Here is a 17,949-nt window from a genome sequence, read left to right as displayed (position 1 = left end):
ATCTGGACTAAAGACTCCAGACTTAGGACTAAAGACTAAGCCTTAGGTGCCAACTCTAAGTGGTAATGTACCAGGTCATCTATAGGCGAACGGATAATTTTGCCTACACCCATTTCGTAACGGTCGGCTACAATACTTAAAATATCGCGGAAACTATAACCTACAGAACCCACACAGTTTAATTTGTGGTCTTTATAGTTTGGATAGTGGATAACCAAAGCTTCAAAAAATGCGGTAAATGCATAATCGATCGTGCTGAAAGCATAATCTTCATAGTTATCTTTAAAATCGTATAAAAATTTACTAAAGCTTGCGCAGAAACGGTTCGGCAACGGCTTATTGTAAATATTATCGAAAATATCTTCGTTGGTTAAGGCATAATTATCATAAAAAGCTTCACGTAATCCTTTTGGCATATATCCTTTCATGTAATCGCTTAAAATGCGTTTACCAATATAAGAACCACTACCCTCATCGCCAAGGAAATAACCCAGGGAATCGATGTTCATGGTAATTTCAGTACCATCGTAAAGGCATGAATTTGTACCTGTGCCTAAAATAGCGGCAAATCCCGGCTCATTTCCAAGCAATGCTCTGCAGGAAGCAAGTAAATCATGGCCCACAAAGATATTTGCATTGGTGAAAATCTGTTGCATGGCATCGGATACTATCTTAACATTTGCAGGTGTAGAACAACCGGCACCGTAGTAATAAACCGCTGTCAATTTTTCTCTTTCCAAGTGGTCTGGAAGAGTCTCATTCAAAGACTTTACAATGTACTCTCCTTTTGAAAAATATGGATTGTAACCTTCGGTGTTAAAGTAAATTTTTCTGCCGGCCTCGTTAATCAAACACCAATTTGTTTTGGTAGATCCGCCGTCTGCAATTACTATCATTTTTATTTATTTTTGGTTTTAGCACGATAAAAGTATAAAAAGTCTTATATTTTGTATCCTTTTTTTTAATAAATTTTTAACAATTTGTTGTTACTGAAAATTAAGTGTGTAAAAAATACACTATATAAGGCGTTTAATCGCCGAAAAACCTTAAAATTATACCAGAAAGGGCAGTGGTCTTTTTTTTAACGTCAACAATATTTTACAAGAAAATAGCCAGATGAACAAGCGATTTTTAGATTTTAGGAGTGATACGGTGACCAGGCCAACTGCCGGAATGTTGGATGCCATGATGAATGCAAAAGTAGGCGATGACGTTTTTGGTGAAGATGAAACGGTGCAGGCTTTGGAGACAAAATTGGCCTCAATTTTTAATATGGAAGCCGGGCTTTTCTGCCCGTCCGGAACGATGACCAACCAGATTGCCATCAAGTGTTTTACACAGCCTATGGACGAGGTCATTTGTGATCAGACTGCACATGTTTACCGCTATGAAATCGGAGGCATTGCTTTTCACTCTGGCGCATCGGTCAGGCTACTTCACGGTGAACGTGGAATCCTGACACCGGAGCTGATCGAGCCTGAAATTAATGAAGACAATATCCATTATCCTACATCCAGTTTGGTTGTTTTAGAAAATACAGTAAATAAAGGTGGAGGAAGTTGTTATACCTTATCGCAAATTGCACCCATTCATCACCTCTGTAACATAAAAGGATTAAAGCTACATTTGGATGGTGCCCGTGTTTTTAATGCACTCATGGCTACCGGCGATCAGGCCAGCGAATACGGTAAATATTTTGACGGGATTTCAGTTTGTTTATCTAAAGGACTCGGTGCACCAGTGGGTTCGGTATTGTTAGGTACTAAACAAATGATCCATAAAGCGCGAAAAATCAGAAAGGCTTTTGGTGGGGGCATGCGCCAGGCAGGTTTTTTAGCGGCAGCAGGTATTTATGCACTCGATCATCACGTAACACGGTTAAAGGAGGATCATGCACATGCGCAAGCCTTGGCCAATGCACTGGCCGGCGCAAAATATGTAAAATCAGTAATGCCTGTTGAAACCAATATCGTTATTTTTGAAGTCGGAAAGGGATCGGCAGAGAAGGTTGTACACCAATTAAAGGAAAAAGGGTTGTATTGCAATACCACCAGCGCCAGTACCATCCGTTTGGTAACTCACCTTGATCTAACTCCGGAAATGATTGATCAGGCAATTGAAATAATATTACATTTGTCTTAGATAGAGTCCTAAGTTGCAAGTATTCAGTCCTGAGTCAATATGTCTAATGAAATGCTAACCAAAATGCCCGAAAACTCCAAACTTCAAACCCCAATCTCCAAACTTCTAATCGCTAACCGTGGCGAAATCGCTTTGCGGATTATGCGTTCGGCAAAGGAAATGGGAGTTAAAACAGTAGCTGTTTATTCTGAAGCAGACCGGAATGCGCTGCATGTGCGTTATGCCGATGAGGCCGTATGTATTGGCCCTGCGCCCTCTAACCAGAGTTATTTGGTGGGGGAAAAGATTATAGACGCCTGTAAGCTAACAGGCGCTGAGGCCATCCACCCGGGTTATGGGTTTTTATCAGAAAATGCCAGTTTTGCACAAATGGTTGCTGATGCCGGCCTTATTCTGGTTGGTCCTTCGCCACAGGCTATGGAAACCATGGGCAATAAATTAGCTGCAAAAGCCGCAGCATTAAAATATAATATCCCGATGGTTCCCGGAACGGAAGAGGCCGTTCAGGATGTAGATGAGGCAAAGCAACGGGCCATTGAAGTTGGTTTTCCGATCTTAATCAAAGCAGCTGCAGGAGGAGGTGGTAAGGGAATGCGCATTGTGGAGCGGGCTGAAGATTTTGAAGAACAGATGCAACTTGCCGTAAGCGAAGCTACTTCGGCATTTGGCGATGGCGCAGTTTTTATCGAACGTTATGTTACCTCTCCGAGGCATATTGAAATACAGGTTTTAGGCGATAGCCATGGTAATATCGTTCATTTATTTGAGCGTGAGTGTTCTATACAGCGCCGACACCAGAAGGTAGTAGAAGAAGCCCCCTCATCTGTGTTAACTGAAGAAATCAGGCAAAAAATGGGGCAATGTGCGGTAGATGTTGCGCGTTCTGTAAATTATACCGGAGCGGGTACAGTCGAATTTATTCTTGATGAAAACCTCGACTTCTTTTTCCTCGAAATGAATACCCGCTTGCAGGTAGAACATCCGGTAACCGAGCTGATCACAGGCATAGATCTGGTAAAAGAGCAGATCAAAATTGCTTCAGGAGAAAAATTGAGTTTTAGTCAGGATGACTTACAAATCAGTGGACACGCCATCGAACTGAGGGTTTATGCTGAAGATCCGGCCAATAATTTCCTTCCTGATATCGGAACTTTGCAAACTTATAATACCCCCAAAGGTAACGGGGTAAGGGTAGATGATGGCTTTGAACAGGGAATGGAAATCCCTATTTATTATGATCCGATGATTGCCAAACTGGTTACTTACGGCAAAGATAGAGGAGAAGCAATAGAGCGGATGATTAGGGCTATTGAAGAATATGATATTACCGGGATAGAGACTACTTTGGGTTTTGGTAAATTTGTAATGCAACACGAGGCTTTCAGAACAGGTAATTTTGACACACACTTTGTAGGTAAATACTTTAAAGCAGAAAGTTTAAAAAAGCAGGATGAAACAGAAGCACTGATTGCCGCTGTAATTGCTGCAAAACTGTTTGCTGAAAAAGAAGTGGGGTTAGGAGGTACTGCAGTTAAAAATAGCTCCGATTGGAGAAAAAATAGATTAAAATATTAAAACATAGAGAAGTCCGGATGAGACCGTCATGCTGAACTTGTTTCAGCATCTTTCGCGGTAATAAATACACGCATGCGTGGGAATGACGGATTTTAAATAAATTATAAAATGTTCACAGGAATTATAGAAACACTTGGCGAGGTTACTGCCATTAAAAACGATCATACCAATATCCACTTTACCATATCATCGGCAATTAGCCATGAACTGAAAATTGACCAGAGCGTAGCCCATAACGGGGTATGTTTAACCGTTGTGGCTTTACATGATGGAACGCATACGGTTACCGCAATTGATGAAACCCTTAACAAAACCAATTTAGGTGGTTTGAAAGTGGGTAGTAAAGTGAACCTTGAGCGTTGTATGCAGATGAATGCCCGCTTAGATGGCCATATTGTGCAGGGCCACGTAGACCAGACTGCGGTTTGTGTGAAACGCGAAGAACTTGACGGCAGCTGGGAGTACCGTTTTAAATATGATGCCGGCGCCGGAAATGTAACTGTAGAAAAAGGTTCAGCCTGTGTAAACGGGATCAGCTTAACTGTTGTAAATTCAGCTGATGACGAATTTTCAGTATTTATCATCCCTTATACTTTCGAACATACCAATTTACAGGAAGTTTATGTAGGCGATACGGTAAATTTGGAGTTTGATATTATCGGCAAGTATGTGGCCAGGTTGATGAATCGGTAAGTTATTTATTTTAATTTTCTAAAATTTGTTCAGTCAATTTATTGACGTTGTGCCGGCGTTTATTTTCATAACAGTGCAGGATGGTTAGTTTAAAAATATTGTTGATTATCGCATTGTTAAGATCGAAAATTAACGCTAACCAATATGAACAAAAACTTATTTGTACCCTTTACCAGTCTTGTCTTGTTGTTTTTATTTACAACGGATACCTTCAGTCAGAAAGTTTCGGTAAAAGATTTAACGGTAGAGCATTTAGTTAATCCTTTAAGTGTTGATCATCCGAAACCCAGATTCAGCTGGAAAATAATTTCGGACATCAAAAATACCAAACAGCGTAAGTACGAAATCAAGCTGGGTAAAACGGCCACCATTGGTAAAGTTTTATGGAAAGCAAGGGTAAGCAGTGAGCAGTCTGTGCTGGTTGCCTATGACGGCCCAAAACTGTCATCGAAAACCAGATATTACTGGCAGGTTAGGGTAAAAGATAATCACGGAAACACATCCGCATGGTCGCCGGTGCAATATTTTCAAACCGGTTTAAAACCTGAAGATTGGCAGGCGAAATGGATTTCGGTAGCCGGAAAAGATACTTCGTTAGCGAGTCCATTGTTCAGAAAAGAAATTAACCTTAAAAAACGGGTAAAATCTGCATTGGTTTATATTACCGCCAAAGGCTTATATGAGGCGAGTATTAACGGCAATCGGATTGGTAATGCGTATTTTGCCCCAGGCTGGACCAGTTATAAAGATCATATTCAATATCAGGTTTATGATGTTAAACAATCGCTGAAGACAGGTGGCAATGTAATTGGTGTTTCGCTGGGCGATGGCTGGTACAAAGGGCGTATCGGATTTAATCATCAGAAGCAATTTTATGGCGACACCAGGGCTTTGTTAATGCAGCTCGAAGTAGAATTTGCTGATGGGAGCAAAGAAACCATCGTAACAGATAATACCTGGAAAACAAGTTACGGACCCATATTGGCCGCTAATATTTATGATGGTGAAACTTATGACGCCCGTTTGGAACGCCAAGGCTGGAATAATACAGGTTTTAAAGAAGACCTGAACTGGAAGCCGGTACAGGAATTAGCCTTTGGTCCTGAAAAACTGGTTGGAATGAGCGGACCACAGGTAACCAAACACGAAGAATTTAAAGCCTTAAAAATATTTAAAACACCGAAAGGTGAAACTGTTGTTGATTTTGGTCAGAATTTAGTGGGCTGGGTATTGCTGAAAGCGAAAGGCCCGGCGGGGACAAAAATCTCCATCAGCCATGCTGAAGTATTAACCAAAGAAGGGAATTTTTATACAACTAACCTGAGAACAGCAAGGCAACAGCATAATTATATCTTAAAGGGCGGAACTGAGCAGACATTCGAACCGCATTTTTCCTTCCAGGGCTTTAGGTATGTTAAAGTAGATGGATACCCAGGCGAACTGAGATTAGAAGACCTTACTGCTTTAGCGGTGTATTCAGACATGAAAACCACTGGAAAATTCAGCACATCCAATCCTTTGCTGAACCAGTTGCAGCACAACATTACCTGGGGGCAGAAAGGGAATTTTGTTGATGTGCCAACAGATTGTCCGCAGAGAGACGAACGTTTAGGCTGGACCGGCGATGCCCAGGCGTTTGCTTTAACCGCTGCGTATAATATGAATGTATCGGGCTTTTTTACCAAATGGCTAAAAGATGTTGCCGCAGATCAGCTCCCCAATGGTAGTGTTCCTTTTGTGATACCAAATGTATTGACACAGAATGATGCAGGTTCTGCCGGATGGGCCGATGTAGCCACCATTGTTCCATGGGATATGTATTTATCATATGGCGATAAAGGAATACTGGAAACACAGTACAACAGCATGAAAAAATGGGTAGATTATATTTCTTCAGTAGCAAAAAATAACCTCTGGAATACGGGCTTCCACTTTGGCGATTGGTTATTTTACCGGCCTAATGATGATAACGATGGTCGTGCAGCTGTGACTGATAAGTATATGATAGCCCAAACATTTTATGCACATTCAACCCAGTTGCTGATTAATGCTGCAAAGGTATTAGGTAAAACGGAAGATGTAGTGAAGTACCAGGCACTTTTAGATCAGGTTAAAGCAGCTTACCTCAAAGAAAATATGACACCAAGCGGCAAATTGGTTTCTGCTACGCAAACAGCATATGTTTTAGCATTGCAATTCGATATGCTGCCCGAAAACTTACGTGCACAGGCTGCGCAAAGATTGGTGGATAATGTAAAAGATTACGGCAACCACCTCACCACGGGTTTTTTAGGCACCCCATACCTGTGCCATGTACTGAGCCGTTTTGGGCATGAAGACGTAGCTTATGACTTATTGCTGCAGGAAAGTTATCCTTCCTGGTTATATCCGGTTAAAATGGGAGCTACTACCATATGGGAACGTTGGGATGGTATTAAACCGGATGGCTCGTTTCAAACCGCAGATATGAATTCTTTCAACCATTATGCTTACGGCGCCATTGGCGATTGGATGTATAAAAACATAGCAGGCATCAATCCGGTTGTTACAAAGCCTGGTTATAAAGATATTTTGATTGCACCCAGACCTGGAGGTAAATTAACCAGTGCCTCAGCAGCGCTGGAAACGGTGTATGGAACGATAAAATCTTCCTGGACTTTAACTGATGGAACCTTTAAGCTGGACGTAACAGTTCCCGCCAATGCCTCCGCAACCGTTGTACTGCCTGGTGCCCTAAAAAGAGAAGAGATCGGCTCCGGGACTTACCATTTTGAAAGTAAATATTAATCGCTAATATTGCAGCTTTGTAAGGAGACATCGTGAATATTTTTTTACAGGAAGTCGTCATTCCCAACTTGATTGGGAATCCGAATGCATTTGCTTTAAGATTCCCGTCTGCGCGGGAATGACGATTTAGGTAACGATGATAAGGCCTTTATCAGATGCTAAAAAAATAAATGTACAGTAAAGAAGAGTCGGCCCGTTTACGTCAACAGTTTTGGATCAGTTTTGGGCAATACATGAAGCCTGTGCCATCAGCGAGCGGTTCGACAGTAAACTGGACCAACTATAAAACCGGTGTGAAGAACATCTTCTTTAAGATGGATGTTGATGGCAAAAAAGCCTTCATCAGCATTCAGCTTTCTCATCCTGATCCCGATATCAGGCATCTTATTTTCGAGCAGTTTGAAGAATTTAAACGTTTATTTACCAACACATTGAACGAGGAATGGGAATGGATTAAAGACGCAACCGATGATTTCGGTAAAACGGTATCTAAGATTTCCATCAGCCTCGCTGGGGTGAGCATCTTTAATCAGCAACATTGGCCAACATTAATTTCCTTTTTTAAACCACGAATAATCGCCCTGGACGAATTTTGGGATAACGTAAAACCTGTTTTCGAAGATCTGGTTTAATTGGTCAGTTTGAGTTGTTCAATCCTGCTTTTTGAAAATTTAATCTCTTCTTTATCATCCGTTGGACTGGGCTTGCTTTTTATATAAAGATTATAGTATTTGAGCGCATTTTTGCCTTGTTTTAAGCTGGTGTCATAGAATACGGCCAGGCGATAATACAATGTGGGAGTAGCTTTAAATTGCAACCCTTTTTTATAAGCCGCGCCTGCCAGCGCCAATTGTTTATTTTCTTCATAAACCAATCCTAATAAGGCATAATAACTGGAGGTATTGGGCGAGATGCCTGCATCGATGGTTTTCTGAGAATAAAGTGCTGACTGGTGATAATCTTTTAAAGCGCGGTAACTTAATGATGTGTAGTATAAGGTAGCTTCGTTCTCCATCTTCATCTCTTCCAGCTGTTTAAAAAGCGTTATCGCTTTTTGATACTTTTTGGTATAGTAATAGGCTTTTGCGGTGTCCTTTATTACTCCTGCATCTGCATTATCTTTCAATAATTTCTCACCTGATGCAATCACTTCACCATATTTTTTCAGCTGGTTGGCAATAGGCAGTTTTGCTCTTTGAAGTACCAGGTTATCACTATCACCAGTAATGGCAATATTGAGTACCTGATAAGCTTTTTCGTATTGCTGATAGCTGGTATGCATTTCAGCAAGGTCAGCGGCAACATCGCCTTCCAGTGGATTAATAAAGTTAGCTTTTAAAAGGTAGTTGAGTTTGAGCGAGTCATCTTGCGGAGAATTGTACAGATTGGCCAATAGTTTATATACATTGAAATTACTGCTGTCTATCTTTACAATTTCGCCATAATACAGTTTGGCTTTTTCGGTATTGCCTCTTTTAGTATTAATGTTACCAAGACTAAAAAGAACGGATAGGTTCTGGGGCTGTAAGGTATTGGCCTTGCTATAAAATTTTTCTGCTTCTGCATTATTACCAGCCATTAAAAAACAATAACCCATTTGGCTTAGGATTTTAAAATCATTTACTTCATCTCCATAAGTATTTTTTAGGTACTGCGCTGCATCTGCATAGCGTTGGTTTTGATAAAGGTCGAAGAGCTTCTCCTTATCTACCGTTTTTGCATCCTGTGCATAACTTGTTAAAGCTAAGATGAATAAGACTAATAGCGTAAATGGGTTTTTCATAACTGATGATTTTAAACTAAATTATTAGTTATTTTTGTTAGTTCCAAATCGGCGAGTAAAAAATCGAGAAATAAAACAAAAACTATACAAAGGGGTTTATAAGGAATAGTTTAACTAAAATAAGAACCTATGAATACTTTAAAGAAGTTTGAATTAATGGAGAAGATCGTGCGTGAATTGGAAGATTTGCAAAATTCTAAGCAGGCACTTATTCAGAAAATTGCGAAGATTGAAGTAGATAATATTGAATTAGGCGATAGCCGTCTGGAAAAAGATTTGCCAGAAATTCATCAAAACTTAGCTGATAACTTAGATACTATTTCGGGAATTTTAGATTATTTTGCAGGTAAAACCCAAAACTTTGGTGATAAAAATAATATTGATTCTTTAAAAGAACAGGAAGCCATTAACAATGCCACCAGCTAAATTTAATTGTATATGAAATTTTTATCATTAACTGTTGCCTTTTTACTGGTTGGCTTATTTGCCAGCGCACAGGTACTGCCATCGTTCCAGCTGGGTGTTAAAGCTGGTGCAAATTTTTCGAAATTTGATAGTGAAAACACTTTTAACAGCAACAACCGTACTGGTTTTTATGGCGGCCTTTGGGCCAGGGTAGGTGCTGCAGGCGTTTATTTTCAACCTGAGCTTTACCTGTCAGGAAAAAAAGCAGATTTGGTAAGTGATGCAACAGGAGAGGTAAACAAAGTGCGCTTTACCAGCTTAGATGTGCCTTTATTGGTAGGTACAAAGTTTGGTGCAGCTGGTGTAGGACTTCGTTTGAACACGGGCCCCATGTTCTCGCTGATATTAGATGAAAACCAAAGCTTTGGTCAGGCGGCAGGAAATGTTTTCCGTGCCGACTTTAAAAATCAGGCCCTGGCCTGGCAATTTGGAGCAGGTTTAGATCTTAAAAAGCTGAGTTTTGATGCCCGTTACGAGTTGGGACTTTCTAAAATTAATAAGGCTGGTTATCCAGGTACTAAACTGAATTTATTTACAATTGGTTTAGGTTATAGAATTTTATAAAAAATCAATCTAAAAAATGGAAGGTGTTTATTTCTAATAAACACCTTTTTTATGCCTGATACTTTTTTCTTCGATCCCCAATGGAAGCCCATATCAGTTTCATGGAATAATTTGCTTTTTTAAAATAGTTGTTTATATTTGTATCGTAAGCGATATAATCGTTTGCGATTAAAATTAAAAAGATAATATGAAAACGTTATATGAAACAAGCGCTACGGTAACCGGCGGACGTAATGGAAAAATAACAAGTGAAAATGGAGTTCTGGAACTTGAAGTGAGAGTGCCAAAAGAGCTGGGTGGTAATGGCGGGGAATATACCAATCCAGAACAGCTTTTTGCGGCGGGTTATGCCGGTTGCTTTGATAGTGCATTAAACTTAGTGATGCATCAGGATAAGGTTAAACCTGAAGAACCGTCTTCAGTAAAAGCAAATGTATCGCTGCATCCTGATGAAAAAGGTGGCTTCAAATTAGGCGTTTCGTTGCAAGTGCGGATTCCGGGAATAGAAACTACACAGGCTCAACAATTGGTAGATAAAGCGCATGCAATATGTCCGTACTCTAATGCAACGCGTGGTAATATTGATGTTAAACTGGAAGTGATTTAATTATTGACTCCAGCATGGAACAAGTGTTAGGTGGAGTGTCATTCCAACTACAGTGTTCCAAAGCAAATTTTTTAACCTGAGCTCGATTAATAATCTGTTCTGAAGATGTTTATGGGCGTTTTTATTTGCTGGTCGTCACCCTGAATTTATTTCAGGGTCTATCTCGTATAAAAGATGCTGAAATAAATTCAACATAACGATATCGTCATTATAAACATTTAAAAATAGACTATTTATATTAAGCAAATAATCGAACTCAGGTTTTTAGGATGAGAGAAAATGATTTACTTAGCTGAAGATTTTATTGTAAAGGAAATAGGTGATGGAAATAGATGAGTCTTTAAAACTGGAGAATCAGTTGTGTTTTCCGCTTTATGCTGCCTCGAGGTTAGTAACCAAATGTTACCAGCCTGTGCTGGATACCTTAGGTATAACCTATCCGCAATACCTGGTTTTAATTGTATTGTGGGAAAATGATGCTGTTAACTTAAGCTTGCTCTCAGAGAAATTAATGCTGCAATCGAATACTTTAACCCCATTGCTTAAGCGGATGCAGGAAACTGGTCTTGTATCGCGTGTCAGATCTTTAAAGGATGAGAGAAGCATCGTTATATCGCTCACAGAAAAGGGAATAGCGTTGAAAGAAAAAGCACCAGCTTTACGCGCTCAACTTGGAGAGCAGTTGGGGATTAGCTTAGAAGAAAGTATTCAACTCAAAAGCCTGCTTGATAAACTGATTCAAAATCTGGTTGTATAACGGTATTTAATGTTCCTTTTTCAATCCAACCTCGGTCAGCTCATAGGCGAAAGACCCATTTTTTGGTACAATAGGGGTGGCGCGTCCAACACTTAATGCTTTTATAAATGAAGCCCCAAAATAGAATATCAGGGAAGAGTAGAATACAAAAAGCATAATAACAATAATCGATCCCGCCGACCCGTAAATATTACTGATGTTGCTTAGCGGCAATAAAATCCTTAAGATATACTTTCCGGCGGTGAACAGGCATCCGGTTAACAAGCCTCCTGAGATAGCCGCCCGCCAGGTAGGTCTACCATTGGTTAAATACCTGAAAAGGATGGTAAACCAGGTAGTTACGATAATTACAAAAACCAATTGATTAATAATTGAGGTTAAAATTAATCCAAAAGATGGCGCTCCATTTTTAAGAAAAGCACCTATGTAGGCCTGCACACTATCAGCCAACAGACCTATAAAAAATAATATTCCGGCCAACAAAATAATGGTAACGGATATGGCTCTCGATTTAAGGGTATTAATAATTCCCTTTTTATCTTTCTGACCAATGTTCCAGATCTGTTCCAGGGAGTTTTTGATCACATTAAATAATGTGGTGGCTACAAAAAGAAAAAATATAAAACTAAACAAGGTAACATACCAGGCCTGATCAATCCCCCGGATATTTCTAAGGGTGTTTCGGATCTGTAATATGCTTTCATTGTCCAGAATATTCGCCAAACGTTCAAAAAGGTGTGTAGCCAGTAACCTCCTATCGGTAAACATGCCGAAAAGCCTGATCAGGATAATCAATATTGGGGGTAAAGCAAAATTGGTGAAAAATGCAGTCGCGCCGGCCAATCGCAAGGGATCATTCTGCTGAAATAAATTAAATGCTTTTCTTATGGTAGAGAAAAAAAACTTCAGATCTAGTATCATCAATGGCATTGCTCCTGCGTTAAACTCAAAAGGCCGAAAATAGTAAAAATACTTTATTCAGCCTTTTTATCATTGTAAAGATTCTAGTTGGTTTTAGTGAAAACCATTAGCGTTTTATCACCATTTAACAACTGTAGCTTATCATCAGCTATTTTGGCGTTATTCACCTGGTTAAGGGCATGTAAGTAAGCACGTTCAGCAGCTTCTGTTTCCTGGCAGAACATTTTTGTGCTAAAAACATTTTTAACGTTTATTTTATGATCAGTAATCTCGCCTTGTCCACCATAACTGTTGCAAAATGATTTTCCGCTAAATTTAAGGCTGTCTGCAAAGTTGAGTGTTGCCTTTGCGTTTGAAGGCAAAGTTAATCCTGGCAGCGAGATTAATTCCCATTTGGTATTGGTGAATTTTGCCGGATCTAATTTTTCTTTGCAAGAACTCAGTAATAAGATCAAAATGCCACAGTAAATAAGGTTTTTCATAACAAAAAGTTTATATCATTTACTTTTTATCATCAAAAACTAAACCAATAAAAGTTAAAATCATCTTTTAATCAAGCTAGGCTGATTTTCAATTTTCATCCAGAGGTGTTTTGTACCATCATAATCAAAAACAGATACGCGCCTTAAACCAACTTTTTCGAGCACATGGATAGATCCCAGGTTATTAATGTCTGCAATACCAATAATCTCATTCAATTTTAGTTCAGTAAATCCATAGTCTATCACGGCCATTGCTGTTTCTGTGGCATAGCCCTTTCCCCAAAACCGTTTGCTAAACCGATAGCCCAGATCGTAATAATTGATATGGTTGTTTGTAGTTTCCGTAATAAGTTTTAAGCCCGACCACCCTAGAAAATTACCCGATGTTTTTTCGATAACAGCCCATCTTCCAATACCATTTTCTACATATTGTTTTCTGATAAACTCAATTTCGGCTATACTTTGCTCAATTGACGTTACGGGTTTATTACCCAGATACCGGTGAACGTCAGGGTCGCTGTTCAATTCAAACATACCTTCAGCATCGGCAGGCATGAGTTCGCGTAAAATTAAACGTTCGGTTTCGGCAAAAATCTTCATACTGTAGATCTCAATTGATCAAAATTAACATAAAGTTATTTAAGTTTTAATATGATAAGATTTAATATGGAAGAGGGATGATGGAATAGATCTGCGTTAATTTGCTAAATCCGCGTGGTATATGTGTGTGATGGTCACGCGGATTTAAAATGAAGAGAGCAGACGGTAGCAGTCGTCTAAACCGCCTGGGTTTTCACCGTGTTGATTGGCTTTTTTCTCAGTATTAACGCGGCTACCAGTGAAGTCAGTACCCCGACAGGCAATATTTCCATATAGGTAAAGAGTACAACCATAACCGGATTTTTATACATTTCCTGATTAAAAGCCAATTCTTTGCTCAATTTTGCTAATTCTGATGCCGATGCACCATTAGTTTTGGCTTCCCTTAATGCTTGAGCAACATATTTATCCATAAAATCAGGCATAAATAAATAATAGTCAACAAGCCAAACAACAACGTATATAGTTGAGGCTATTAAACTGATCAGCGCACCTATTTTAAACGCTTTGCCGAAAGTAATCAACCCCTCGTTGTACTTATCCCGGTAGTTTTTGATTCCAACAAAAATAAAAGAGAAAGCCAACAACATCGAAGCATAACCGATGAGCATGCTGTGCTCCAGGTTAGGGTCGTTATAACATCTCATCATCGAGAGTACCATTAACACCGATACAATTACGCCTGCAATTAATCCGAATACCGTTACATTTTTTTTCATGTTTCAATTATTATGGGTTTATGCCACAAAATTGGTCCAAATAGTTGTTTTCGCCTTCATACTTTAGGGTGATTTTCAAATCAACATAATTTTTCATGCCAAAGTATTAACGCGATTGCGGGATAAGGCCGAGTTTTTTAGCTATTTCTATAGCCTGGGTTCTGCGTTTTACTTCTAGTTTTCCAAAAAGCCTGGCATTATGTGTTTTAATGGTATTCAATGAAACAAACAGCCGCTCTGCTATTTCCTGATTGCTCAATCCCTCCGACATCAATTGTAAAACTTCCAGTTCTCTTTTACTGATATTTAGCCTGATTATTTCTTTTTCATTAATTACAAATGTTTCCGATTTTTCATACAAGGCTTCTTTTTCAATCAGAATGGTTTTAGGTTTTGTTAATTTTAACGCCAGCCAAATGCCTAAGCCTGTAAAAATAACCGCAATAGCGCCTGCATAGATCTCAAAGGCATGATTGATCACGATAAACCTAAGCTCCAACCATTTTAATAAACAGAGCATTATAGCCAAAAATAACCCATATAGTATGACGCTTTTATTTTTGGTTAGAAAATTTGTTGAGCCGCGCATTGGTTAATAATCGTTTATCTAAAGTAGGAAATTTAGTTTTAATTAGGCAGGTGAAAGTGTGTTAGATTAAAGAGGAGGATGGAAGAAGTGATCAGGATAATATATTAATCTGCAGTGTTTTATGAAATTGGTGGGATACTGACAGCCATTTGCTCCTCATATCATGTTATTTTTTTATCCTAACACCATATCCTACTTAGCCGCTGGAAGGTCTGACAACAATTACAATACCAAGCCAGTAGTTGAACCAGGTAATTTTCTGGTGATTTTGTAATAGAAAGCAATAAAGGTTTTAAATTAGCGCAAAATATAAATAGCTAAACCATGAAAATTACGCTTTATGCACTCTTATTATCCGTTGTTTTATTCGGCTGCGGAGGAAATTCTGAAAAAACCTTTAAAGCACGCGCATTTGCGGCAAGTGATGATTTTAATGTCTTCCCGAAATCAAAAACAGACATATTAACCATCGTAAAAACTGATTCCGGAAAACTAGCCACTGACGATCGTTTCAGCATCAAATCTAAAGATACAGCTATCATTATAGATGATGCGCCAAACGCTGAAGTAAAGAAATTTAAGGTTGCATCTTTTATCAATACGCAAAGAACAGCGGTATTGGTTCAGAGTGATAATGGAAAGGATAAAATGAATTCTTTTTATATCATTTATTTAAATGGCGGAAAAACAGACGTGGTGAGCCTGGACAAGCCATCAAAAGGTGCTGAAGATAAAAAATATACAAAAGGCCTGGAAGAATTAACCAGAAGCAATTGGTTGGTGAACAACGATTTTTTTATCACTACCATTAATTCAAGGGTTTACCCGATCAAGCGTCAAAAAGAGGATGAACGCATCCAGGGTAAATTCTTTATGTACTCGAGCGATAAAACAACGTTGGTGTTTTTAACTGCTAATTCTCTGTACCAGGTAAATACAGCAACTGGTGAAACTTTTAATCTGCCTTTGCCAGCAGCGTTGACAAACCAACCTGAAACCCTTGTTGGCAATATCCAGAGAGATTATACCTGGGTGAAAAATTCTAACGGAACATCGTTTTTAAAGAAAAATGCCGATGATGACCGTATTGTAGATATTAGTGAGTTCAAACGGTAAGATTTTATAGATTATTAACAATTATTGTAAATGTAGCTTTAACTCCAATCAAAAAATTGTTAGTGTGGCCTTTTGAACGATTTTTCCACTGAAACAAAAAACCTTTGTTATACACTTGCTATTGATCAATCTATAATAAAAATAGTCATTGCGAGGAGGAACGACGAAGCAATCTCTATCATAGAGATTGCTTCTCTTATTATATATCAATCTTTTTGCTGTGAGTTTTTGTTTTTTACAGGCTAATTGTCATGCTGATCAGATAGCTGTCAGATTCATTTTACAAGCAGTGCTTCCGTTTTCAATTGCCTCATAGCTACTACCTGGTCAGCATATTTTCTATATAACGGCGCCCTGAAATAAATTCAGGGCGACATTCAGAAAATAAAAAGTAAAAAAAAACTCAAGATCAGATGATTAATTCAAGTGAGGTTGTATTCCTAAACCACCATTGTTCTAAAAGTGAGGTTTATCCTCGGCTTATATACCTTCTTGCTTGTCGGTAATCTGTGTAGCCATTTCGTCTGCGTTTCATCCTTCATCACCAGTAAACTTCCGTTTTCTAAAAACAGGGTCACCTTTTCTTTAGTGGTTTTGTGTTTAAATAGAAATCTTCGCTCTGCACCAAAACTTAGTGATGCAATGGCAGAATCTTTTGCCAGGGCCTTTTCGTCATCACTATGGTAAGCCATGCCTTCATCGCCGTTATGGTATAAATTAAGTAAGCATGAGTTAAATGTTGTGCCGGCTTGTTCTTCTGAAATCTTTTTCAATTGCAGTAATTCCTTTGTCCATGGTAAGGCGGTTTTCGATTTATTGGAGTAGGTGTAAGAATACGCCTCATCTCCGTACCAGGCTACTTTCCGTTTGGTAACGATGTGTTTGCCCATAATAAAGGCTTCGTCGTTTTTCCACTCAATCGTTTTCATCAGCACATCAAAATAATGATCCGCTTCTGATTGCTGGAATAATTTGCCGTAATAATTTACTGTTCCGTCATGCGGGAGCAGGTTTTGGCTACGATCTGGTGTGCTGTTAAATAAATCCATTGTTTATAGGCTGTTTTTAGGCAATGTCCGCAGGGGCGATAGCCGTGCTGAAATGCTTCTTCTTTAGAACGAAAAAAAACACGGTTTTCTTTTTTCATCCGCTTTCCCGAACTGCATTTAAGCAGTCCGTAAATTTTCAATCGGGCATTTCCACCGAAGCAGATTTCTCTGTTTTTGAATTTTTTTTTAAATTCTTCAGTTGAAATATTGATGTGTTTAATCATACCGTTTGGTTATTGGTTTTAGCGGCTTCCCAACCAATCATGGCTGTTTTTCGGTTCACTCCCCAGTGATAGCCGCCCAATGCACCGCTTGATTGTATTACCCGGTGGCAGGGAATGAGAAAAGCCACCGGATTATCGCCAATGGCAGTGCCCACCGCTCTTGATGCCTTTGGGTTTTCCAGTTGTTTCGCAATCTTACCATAAGTTGCTAATTTGCCCATTGGGATCTTTAATAAAGCCTCCCAAACTTTTAACTGGAAGTCGGATCCTTTTAAATGCAATTTAATCTTTTGTAATTTACTCCAGTCGTGACCAAAAATCGATAAAGCATTTTGCTGTTCCTTGTCCATTATCTGTTGATACTGAGCAGCAGGAAATTGGCGTTGCAAATTCATCAAAGCCATGTTTTCATCATCATAAAAGGCAATATGGCAGATTCCTTTTGAAGTACTGGCTACAATAATGTTCCCAAATGGACTTTCTGCAAAGCTGTAATTGATGATAAGGTTTTCGCCGCCGTTCTTATATTCGCCTGGTGTCATTCCTTCAATGTTTACAAAAAGATCGTGTAGCCTGCTGGTTCCCGACAAGCCGGTTGCTAATGCGGTATCGAATAAACTTTCTTTTTCTTTCAACATTTCTTTAGCGTAACCAATGCTGATATATTGCAGAAAACGTTTTGGGGTAGTGCCTGCCCACTCGCTAAATAATCTTTGGAAATGAAAAGGGCTTAAGTTTACTTTTTCTGCAATTTCTTCTAAACCGGGCTGTGTTTTGAAATTCGTTTTGATATAACTGATGGCCTCAGCTATGCGGTTAAAATTGATTTTTTCCTGTACTTTCATGGTCTTGAATAATTCACATCCAAAGTAGTTG

20 protein-coding genes are annotated in these 17,949 nt (G+C 39.0%); 10 read left to right on the top strand and 10 right to left on the bottom strand.

The features are described 5' to 3' along the window. Window positions 1–35: 35 nt before the first annotated feature. Window positions 36–896 carry an N-acetylglucosamine kinase gene (locus DV942_RS07005; RefSeq protein WP_090982560.1) on the bottom strand — a complete coding sequence of 287 codons (861 nt, stop codon included), beginning with the start codon at window positions 894–896 and terminating at the stop codon, window positions 36–38. 220 nt (window positions 897–1,116) lie between these two features. Here DV942_RS07005 and DV942_RS07000 point away from each other — a divergent pair, with 220 nt between their 5' ends. From DV942_RS07000 to DV942_RS06980, 5 genes are all read left to right on the top strand, one after another. After that, window positions 1,117–2,142, top strand: coding sequence for a threonine aldolase family protein (locus DV942_RS07000; protein ID WP_145856342.1), 1,026 nt, complete (start codon window positions 1,117–1,119; stop codon window positions 2,140–2,142). A 63-nt stretch (window positions 2,143–2,205) separates the two neighbouring features. After that, window positions 2,206–3,717, top strand: a complete 1,512-nt coding sequence (gene accC / locus DV942_RS06995) for an acetyl-CoA carboxylase biotin carboxylase subunit (protein ID WP_145856340.1) — start codon at window positions 2,206–2,208, stop codon at window positions 3,715–3,717. Window positions 3,718–3,825: 108 nt separating this feature from the next. Continuing rightward, entirely contained in the window at window positions 3,826–4,410 is a 585-nt protein-coding gene (locus DV942_RS06990) for a riboflavin synthase (RefSeq protein ID WP_145856338.1), read from the top strand. A 144-nt stretch (window positions 4,411–4,554) separates the two neighbouring features. Beyond that, on the top strand, window positions 4,555–7,197 hold the full coding sequence (locus DV942_RS06985; protein ID WP_145856336.1) for a glycoside hydrolase family 78 protein: 2,643 nt from the start codon (window positions 4,555–4,557) through the stop codon (window positions 7,195–7,197). A gap of 170 nt (window positions 7,198–7,367) precedes the next feature. Beyond that, on the top strand, window positions 7,368–7,829 hold the full coding sequence (locus tag DV942_RS06980; protein ID WP_145856334.1) for a DUF4268 domain-containing protein: 462 nt from the start codon (window positions 7,368–7,370) through the stop codon (window positions 7,827–7,829). Here the strand turns inward: DV942_RS06980 and DV942_RS06975 are convergent. After that, a complete protein-coding gene (locus DV942_RS06975; protein ID WP_145856332.1) occupies window positions 7,826–8,980 on the bottom strand; it encodes a tetratricopeptide repeat protein in 1,155 nt (384 codons plus the stop codon). The genes DV942_RS06980 and DV942_RS06975 overlap by 4 nt on opposite strands. Before the next feature lie 129 nt (window positions 8,981–9,109). Here DV942_RS06975 and DV942_RS06970 point away from each other — a divergent pair, with 129 nt between their 5' ends. From DV942_RS06970 to DV942_RS06955, 4 genes are all read left to right on the top strand, one after another. Beyond that, the gene (locus DV942_RS06970; protein WP_145856330.1) at window positions 9,110–9,406 is read left to right on the top strand and encodes a hypothetical protein; all 297 of its coding nucleotides are present in this window, start codon (window positions 9,110–9,112) and stop codon (window positions 9,404–9,406) included. 12 nt (window positions 9,407–9,418) lie between these two features. Next, entirely contained in the window at window positions 9,419–10,009 is a 591-nt protein-coding gene (locus tag DV942_RS06965) for a porin family protein (protein WP_145856328.1), read from the top strand. A gap of 187 nt (window positions 10,010–10,196) precedes the next feature. Next, window positions 10,197–10,616 (top strand): organic hydroperoxide resistance protein, encoded by a 420-nt coding sequence (locus DV942_RS06960; RefSeq protein WP_145856326.1) that lies wholly within the window; start codon window positions 10,197–10,199, stop codon window positions 10,614–10,616. Window positions 10,617–10,938: 322 nt separating this feature from the next. After that, window positions 10,939–11,373 carry a MarR family winged helix-turn-helix transcriptional regulator gene (locus DV942_RS06955; RefSeq protein WP_145856324.1) on the top strand — a complete coding sequence of 145 codons (435 nt, stop codon included), beginning with the start codon at window positions 10,939–10,941 and terminating at the stop codon, window positions 11,371–11,373. Window positions 11,374–11,379: 6 nt separating this feature from the next. Here the strand turns inward: DV942_RS06955 and DV942_RS06950 are convergent, their stop codons facing one another. From DV942_RS06950 to DV942_RS06930, 5 genes are all read right to left on the bottom strand, one after another. Then, window positions 11,380–12,303: a YihY/virulence factor BrkB family protein gene (locus DV942_RS06950; protein WP_145856322.1), complete on the bottom strand. Its 924-nt coding sequence runs from the start codon at window positions 12,301–12,303 to the stop codon at window positions 11,380–11,382. Window positions 12,304–12,377: 74 nt separating this feature from the next. Further along, on the bottom strand, window positions 12,378–12,776 hold the full coding sequence (locus tag DV942_RS06945) for an META domain-containing protein (protein WP_145856320.1): 399 nt from the start codon (window positions 12,774–12,776) through the stop codon (window positions 12,378–12,380). A gap of 60 nt (window positions 12,777–12,836) precedes the next feature. Further along, window positions 12,837–13,376, bottom strand: coding sequence for a GNAT family N-acetyltransferase (locus tag DV942_RS06940; protein WP_134203998.1), 540 nt, complete (start codon window positions 13,374–13,376; stop codon window positions 12,837–12,839). A gap of 176 nt (window positions 13,377–13,552) precedes the next feature. Then, the gene (locus tag DV942_RS06935; RefSeq protein ID WP_145856318.1) at window positions 13,553–14,095 is read right to left on the bottom strand and encodes a DUF4199 domain-containing protein; all 543 of its coding nucleotides are present in this window, start codon (window positions 14,093–14,095) and stop codon (window positions 13,553–13,555) included. 106 nt (window positions 14,096–14,201) lie between these two features. Continuing rightward, entirely contained in the window at window positions 14,202–14,615 is a 414-nt protein-coding gene (locus DV942_RS06930) for a response regulator transcription factor (RefSeq protein ID WP_244950839.1), read from the bottom strand. A gap of 393 nt (window positions 14,616–15,008) precedes the next feature. Between DV942_RS06930 and DV942_RS06925 the strand changes: the two genes are divergently transcribed. Next, window positions 15,009–15,800, top strand: coding sequence for a hypothetical protein (locus DV942_RS06925; RefSeq protein ID WP_145856314.1), 792 nt, complete (start codon window positions 15,009–15,011; stop codon window positions 15,798–15,800). Between the two features lie 440 nt (window positions 15,801–16,240). Here the strand turns inward: DV942_RS06925 and DV942_RS06920 are convergent, their stop codons facing one another. The 3 genes from DV942_RS06920 to DV942_RS06910 are packed head-to-tail and all read right to left on the bottom strand — an operon-like array spanning window position 16,241 to window position 17,918. Further along, window positions 16,241–16,849 carry an alpha-ketoglutarate-dependent dioxygenase AlkB family protein gene (locus tag DV942_RS06920; protein ID WP_134203994.1) on the bottom strand — a complete coding sequence of 203 codons (609 nt, stop codon included), beginning with the start codon at window positions 16,847–16,849 and terminating at the stop codon, window positions 16,241–16,243. Beyond that, entirely contained in the window at window positions 16,786–17,073 is a 288-nt protein-coding gene (locus DV942_RS06915) for an Ada metal-binding domain-containing protein (protein WP_145856312.1), read from the bottom strand. The genes DV942_RS06920 and DV942_RS06915 overlap by 64 nt, the downstream gene beginning before the upstream one ends. Next, complete coding sequence (locus DV942_RS06910) at window positions 17,070–17,918, bottom strand: bifunctional helix-turn-helix domain-containing protein/methylated-DNA--[protein]-cysteine S-methyltransferase (protein WP_145856310.1); 849 nt, start codon at window positions 17,916–17,918, stop codon at window positions 17,070–17,072. The genes DV942_RS06915 and DV942_RS06910 overlap by 4 nt, the downstream gene beginning before the upstream one ends. Window positions 17,919–17,949 lie beyond the last annotated feature (31 nt).

Origin of the sequence: Pedobacter suwonensis (assembly GCF_007833675.1) — a bacterium.
In the GTDB taxonomy this organism is placed as follows: Bacteria; Bacteroidota; Bacteroidia; order Sphingobacteriales; family Sphingobacteriaceae; genus Pedobacter; species Pedobacter suwonensis.
The sequence above is the reverse complement of the archived record's forward strand: the minus strand, read 5'-3'. Positions and strand labels throughout refer to the sequence as shown.

What these genes read in the sequence shown, in the direction of transcription:
- DV942_RS06955 (WP_145856324.1), top strand. Translation starts at nt 10,939, where the DNA reads ATGGAAATAGATGAGTCTTTAAAACTGGAGAATCAGTTGTGTTTTCCG.
- DV942_RS06910 (WP_145856310.1), bottom strand. Translation starts at nt 17,918, where the DNA reads ATGAAAGTACAGGAAAAAATCAATTTTAACCGCATAGCTGAGGCCATC.
- DV942_RS06915 (WP_145856312.1), bottom strand. Translation starts at nt 17,073, where the DNA reads ATGATTAAACACATCAATATTTCAACTGAAGAATTTAAAAAAAAATTC.
- DV942_RS06970 (WP_145856330.1), top strand. Translation starts at nt 9,110, where the DNA reads ATGAATACTTTAAAGAAGTTTGAATTAATGGAGAAGATCGTGCGTGAA.
- DV942_RS06930 (WP_244950839.1), bottom strand. Translation starts at nt 14,615, where the DNA reads ATGCTCTGTTTATTAAAATGGTTGGAGCTTAGGTTTATCGTGATCAAT.
- DV942_RS06935 (WP_145856318.1), bottom strand. Translation starts at nt 14,095, where the DNA reads ATGAAAAAAAATGTAACGGTATTCGGATTAATTGCAGGCGTAATTGTA.
- DV942_RS06925 (WP_145856314.1), top strand. Translation starts at nt 15,009, where the DNA reads ATGAAAATTACGCTTTATGCACTCTTATTATCCGTTGTTTTATTCGGC.
- DV942_RS07005 (WP_090982560.1), bottom strand. Translation starts at nt 896, where the DNA reads ATGATAGTAATTGCAGACGGCGGATCTACCAAAACAAATTGGTGTTTG.
- DV942_RS06965 (WP_145856328.1), top strand. Translation starts at nt 9,419, where the DNA reads ATGAAATTTTTATCATTAACTGTTGCCTTTTTACTGGTTGGCTTATTT.
- DV942_RS07000 (WP_145856342.1), top strand. Translation starts at nt 1,117, where the DNA reads ATGAACAAGCGATTTTTAGATTTTAGGAGTGATACGGTGACCAGGCCA.
- DV942_RS06945 (WP_145856320.1), bottom strand. Translation starts at nt 12,776, where the DNA reads ATGAAAAACCTTATTTACTGTGGCATTTTGATCTTATTACTGAGTTCT.
- DV942_RS06990 (WP_145856338.1), top strand. Translation starts at nt 3,826, where the DNA reads ATGTTCACAGGAATTATAGAAACACTTGGCGAGGTTACTGCCATTAAA.
- DV942_RS06960 (WP_145856326.1), top strand. Translation starts at nt 10,197, where the DNA reads ATGAAAACGTTATATGAAACAAGCGCTACGGTAACCGGCGGACGTAAT.
- DV942_RS06980 (WP_145856334.1), top strand. Translation starts at nt 7,368, where the DNA reads ATGTACAGTAAAGAAGAGTCGGCCCGTTTACGTCAACAGTTTTGGATC.
- DV942_RS06985 (WP_145856336.1), top strand. Translation starts at nt 4,555, where the DNA reads ATGAACAAAAACTTATTTGTACCCTTTACCAGTCTTGTCTTGTTGTTT.
- DV942_RS06920 (WP_134203994.1), bottom strand. Translation starts at nt 16,849, where the DNA reads ATGGATTTATTTAACAGCACACCAGATCGTAGCCAAAACCTGCTCCCG.
- accC (WP_145856340.1), top strand. Translation starts at nt 2,206, where the DNA reads ATGCCCGAAAACTCCAAACTTCAAACCCCAATCTCCAAACTTCTAATC.
- DV942_RS06975 (WP_145856332.1), bottom strand. Translation starts at nt 8,980, where the DNA reads ATGAAAAACCCATTTACGCTATTAGTCTTATTCATCTTAGCTTTAACA.
- DV942_RS06940 (WP_134203998.1), bottom strand. Translation starts at nt 13,376, where the DNA reads ATGAAGATTTTTGCCGAAACCGAACGTTTAATTTTACGCGAACTCATG.
- DV942_RS06950 (WP_145856322.1), bottom strand. Translation starts at nt 12,303, where the DNA reads ATGCCATTGATGATACTAGATCTGAAGTTTTTTTTCTCTACCATAAGA.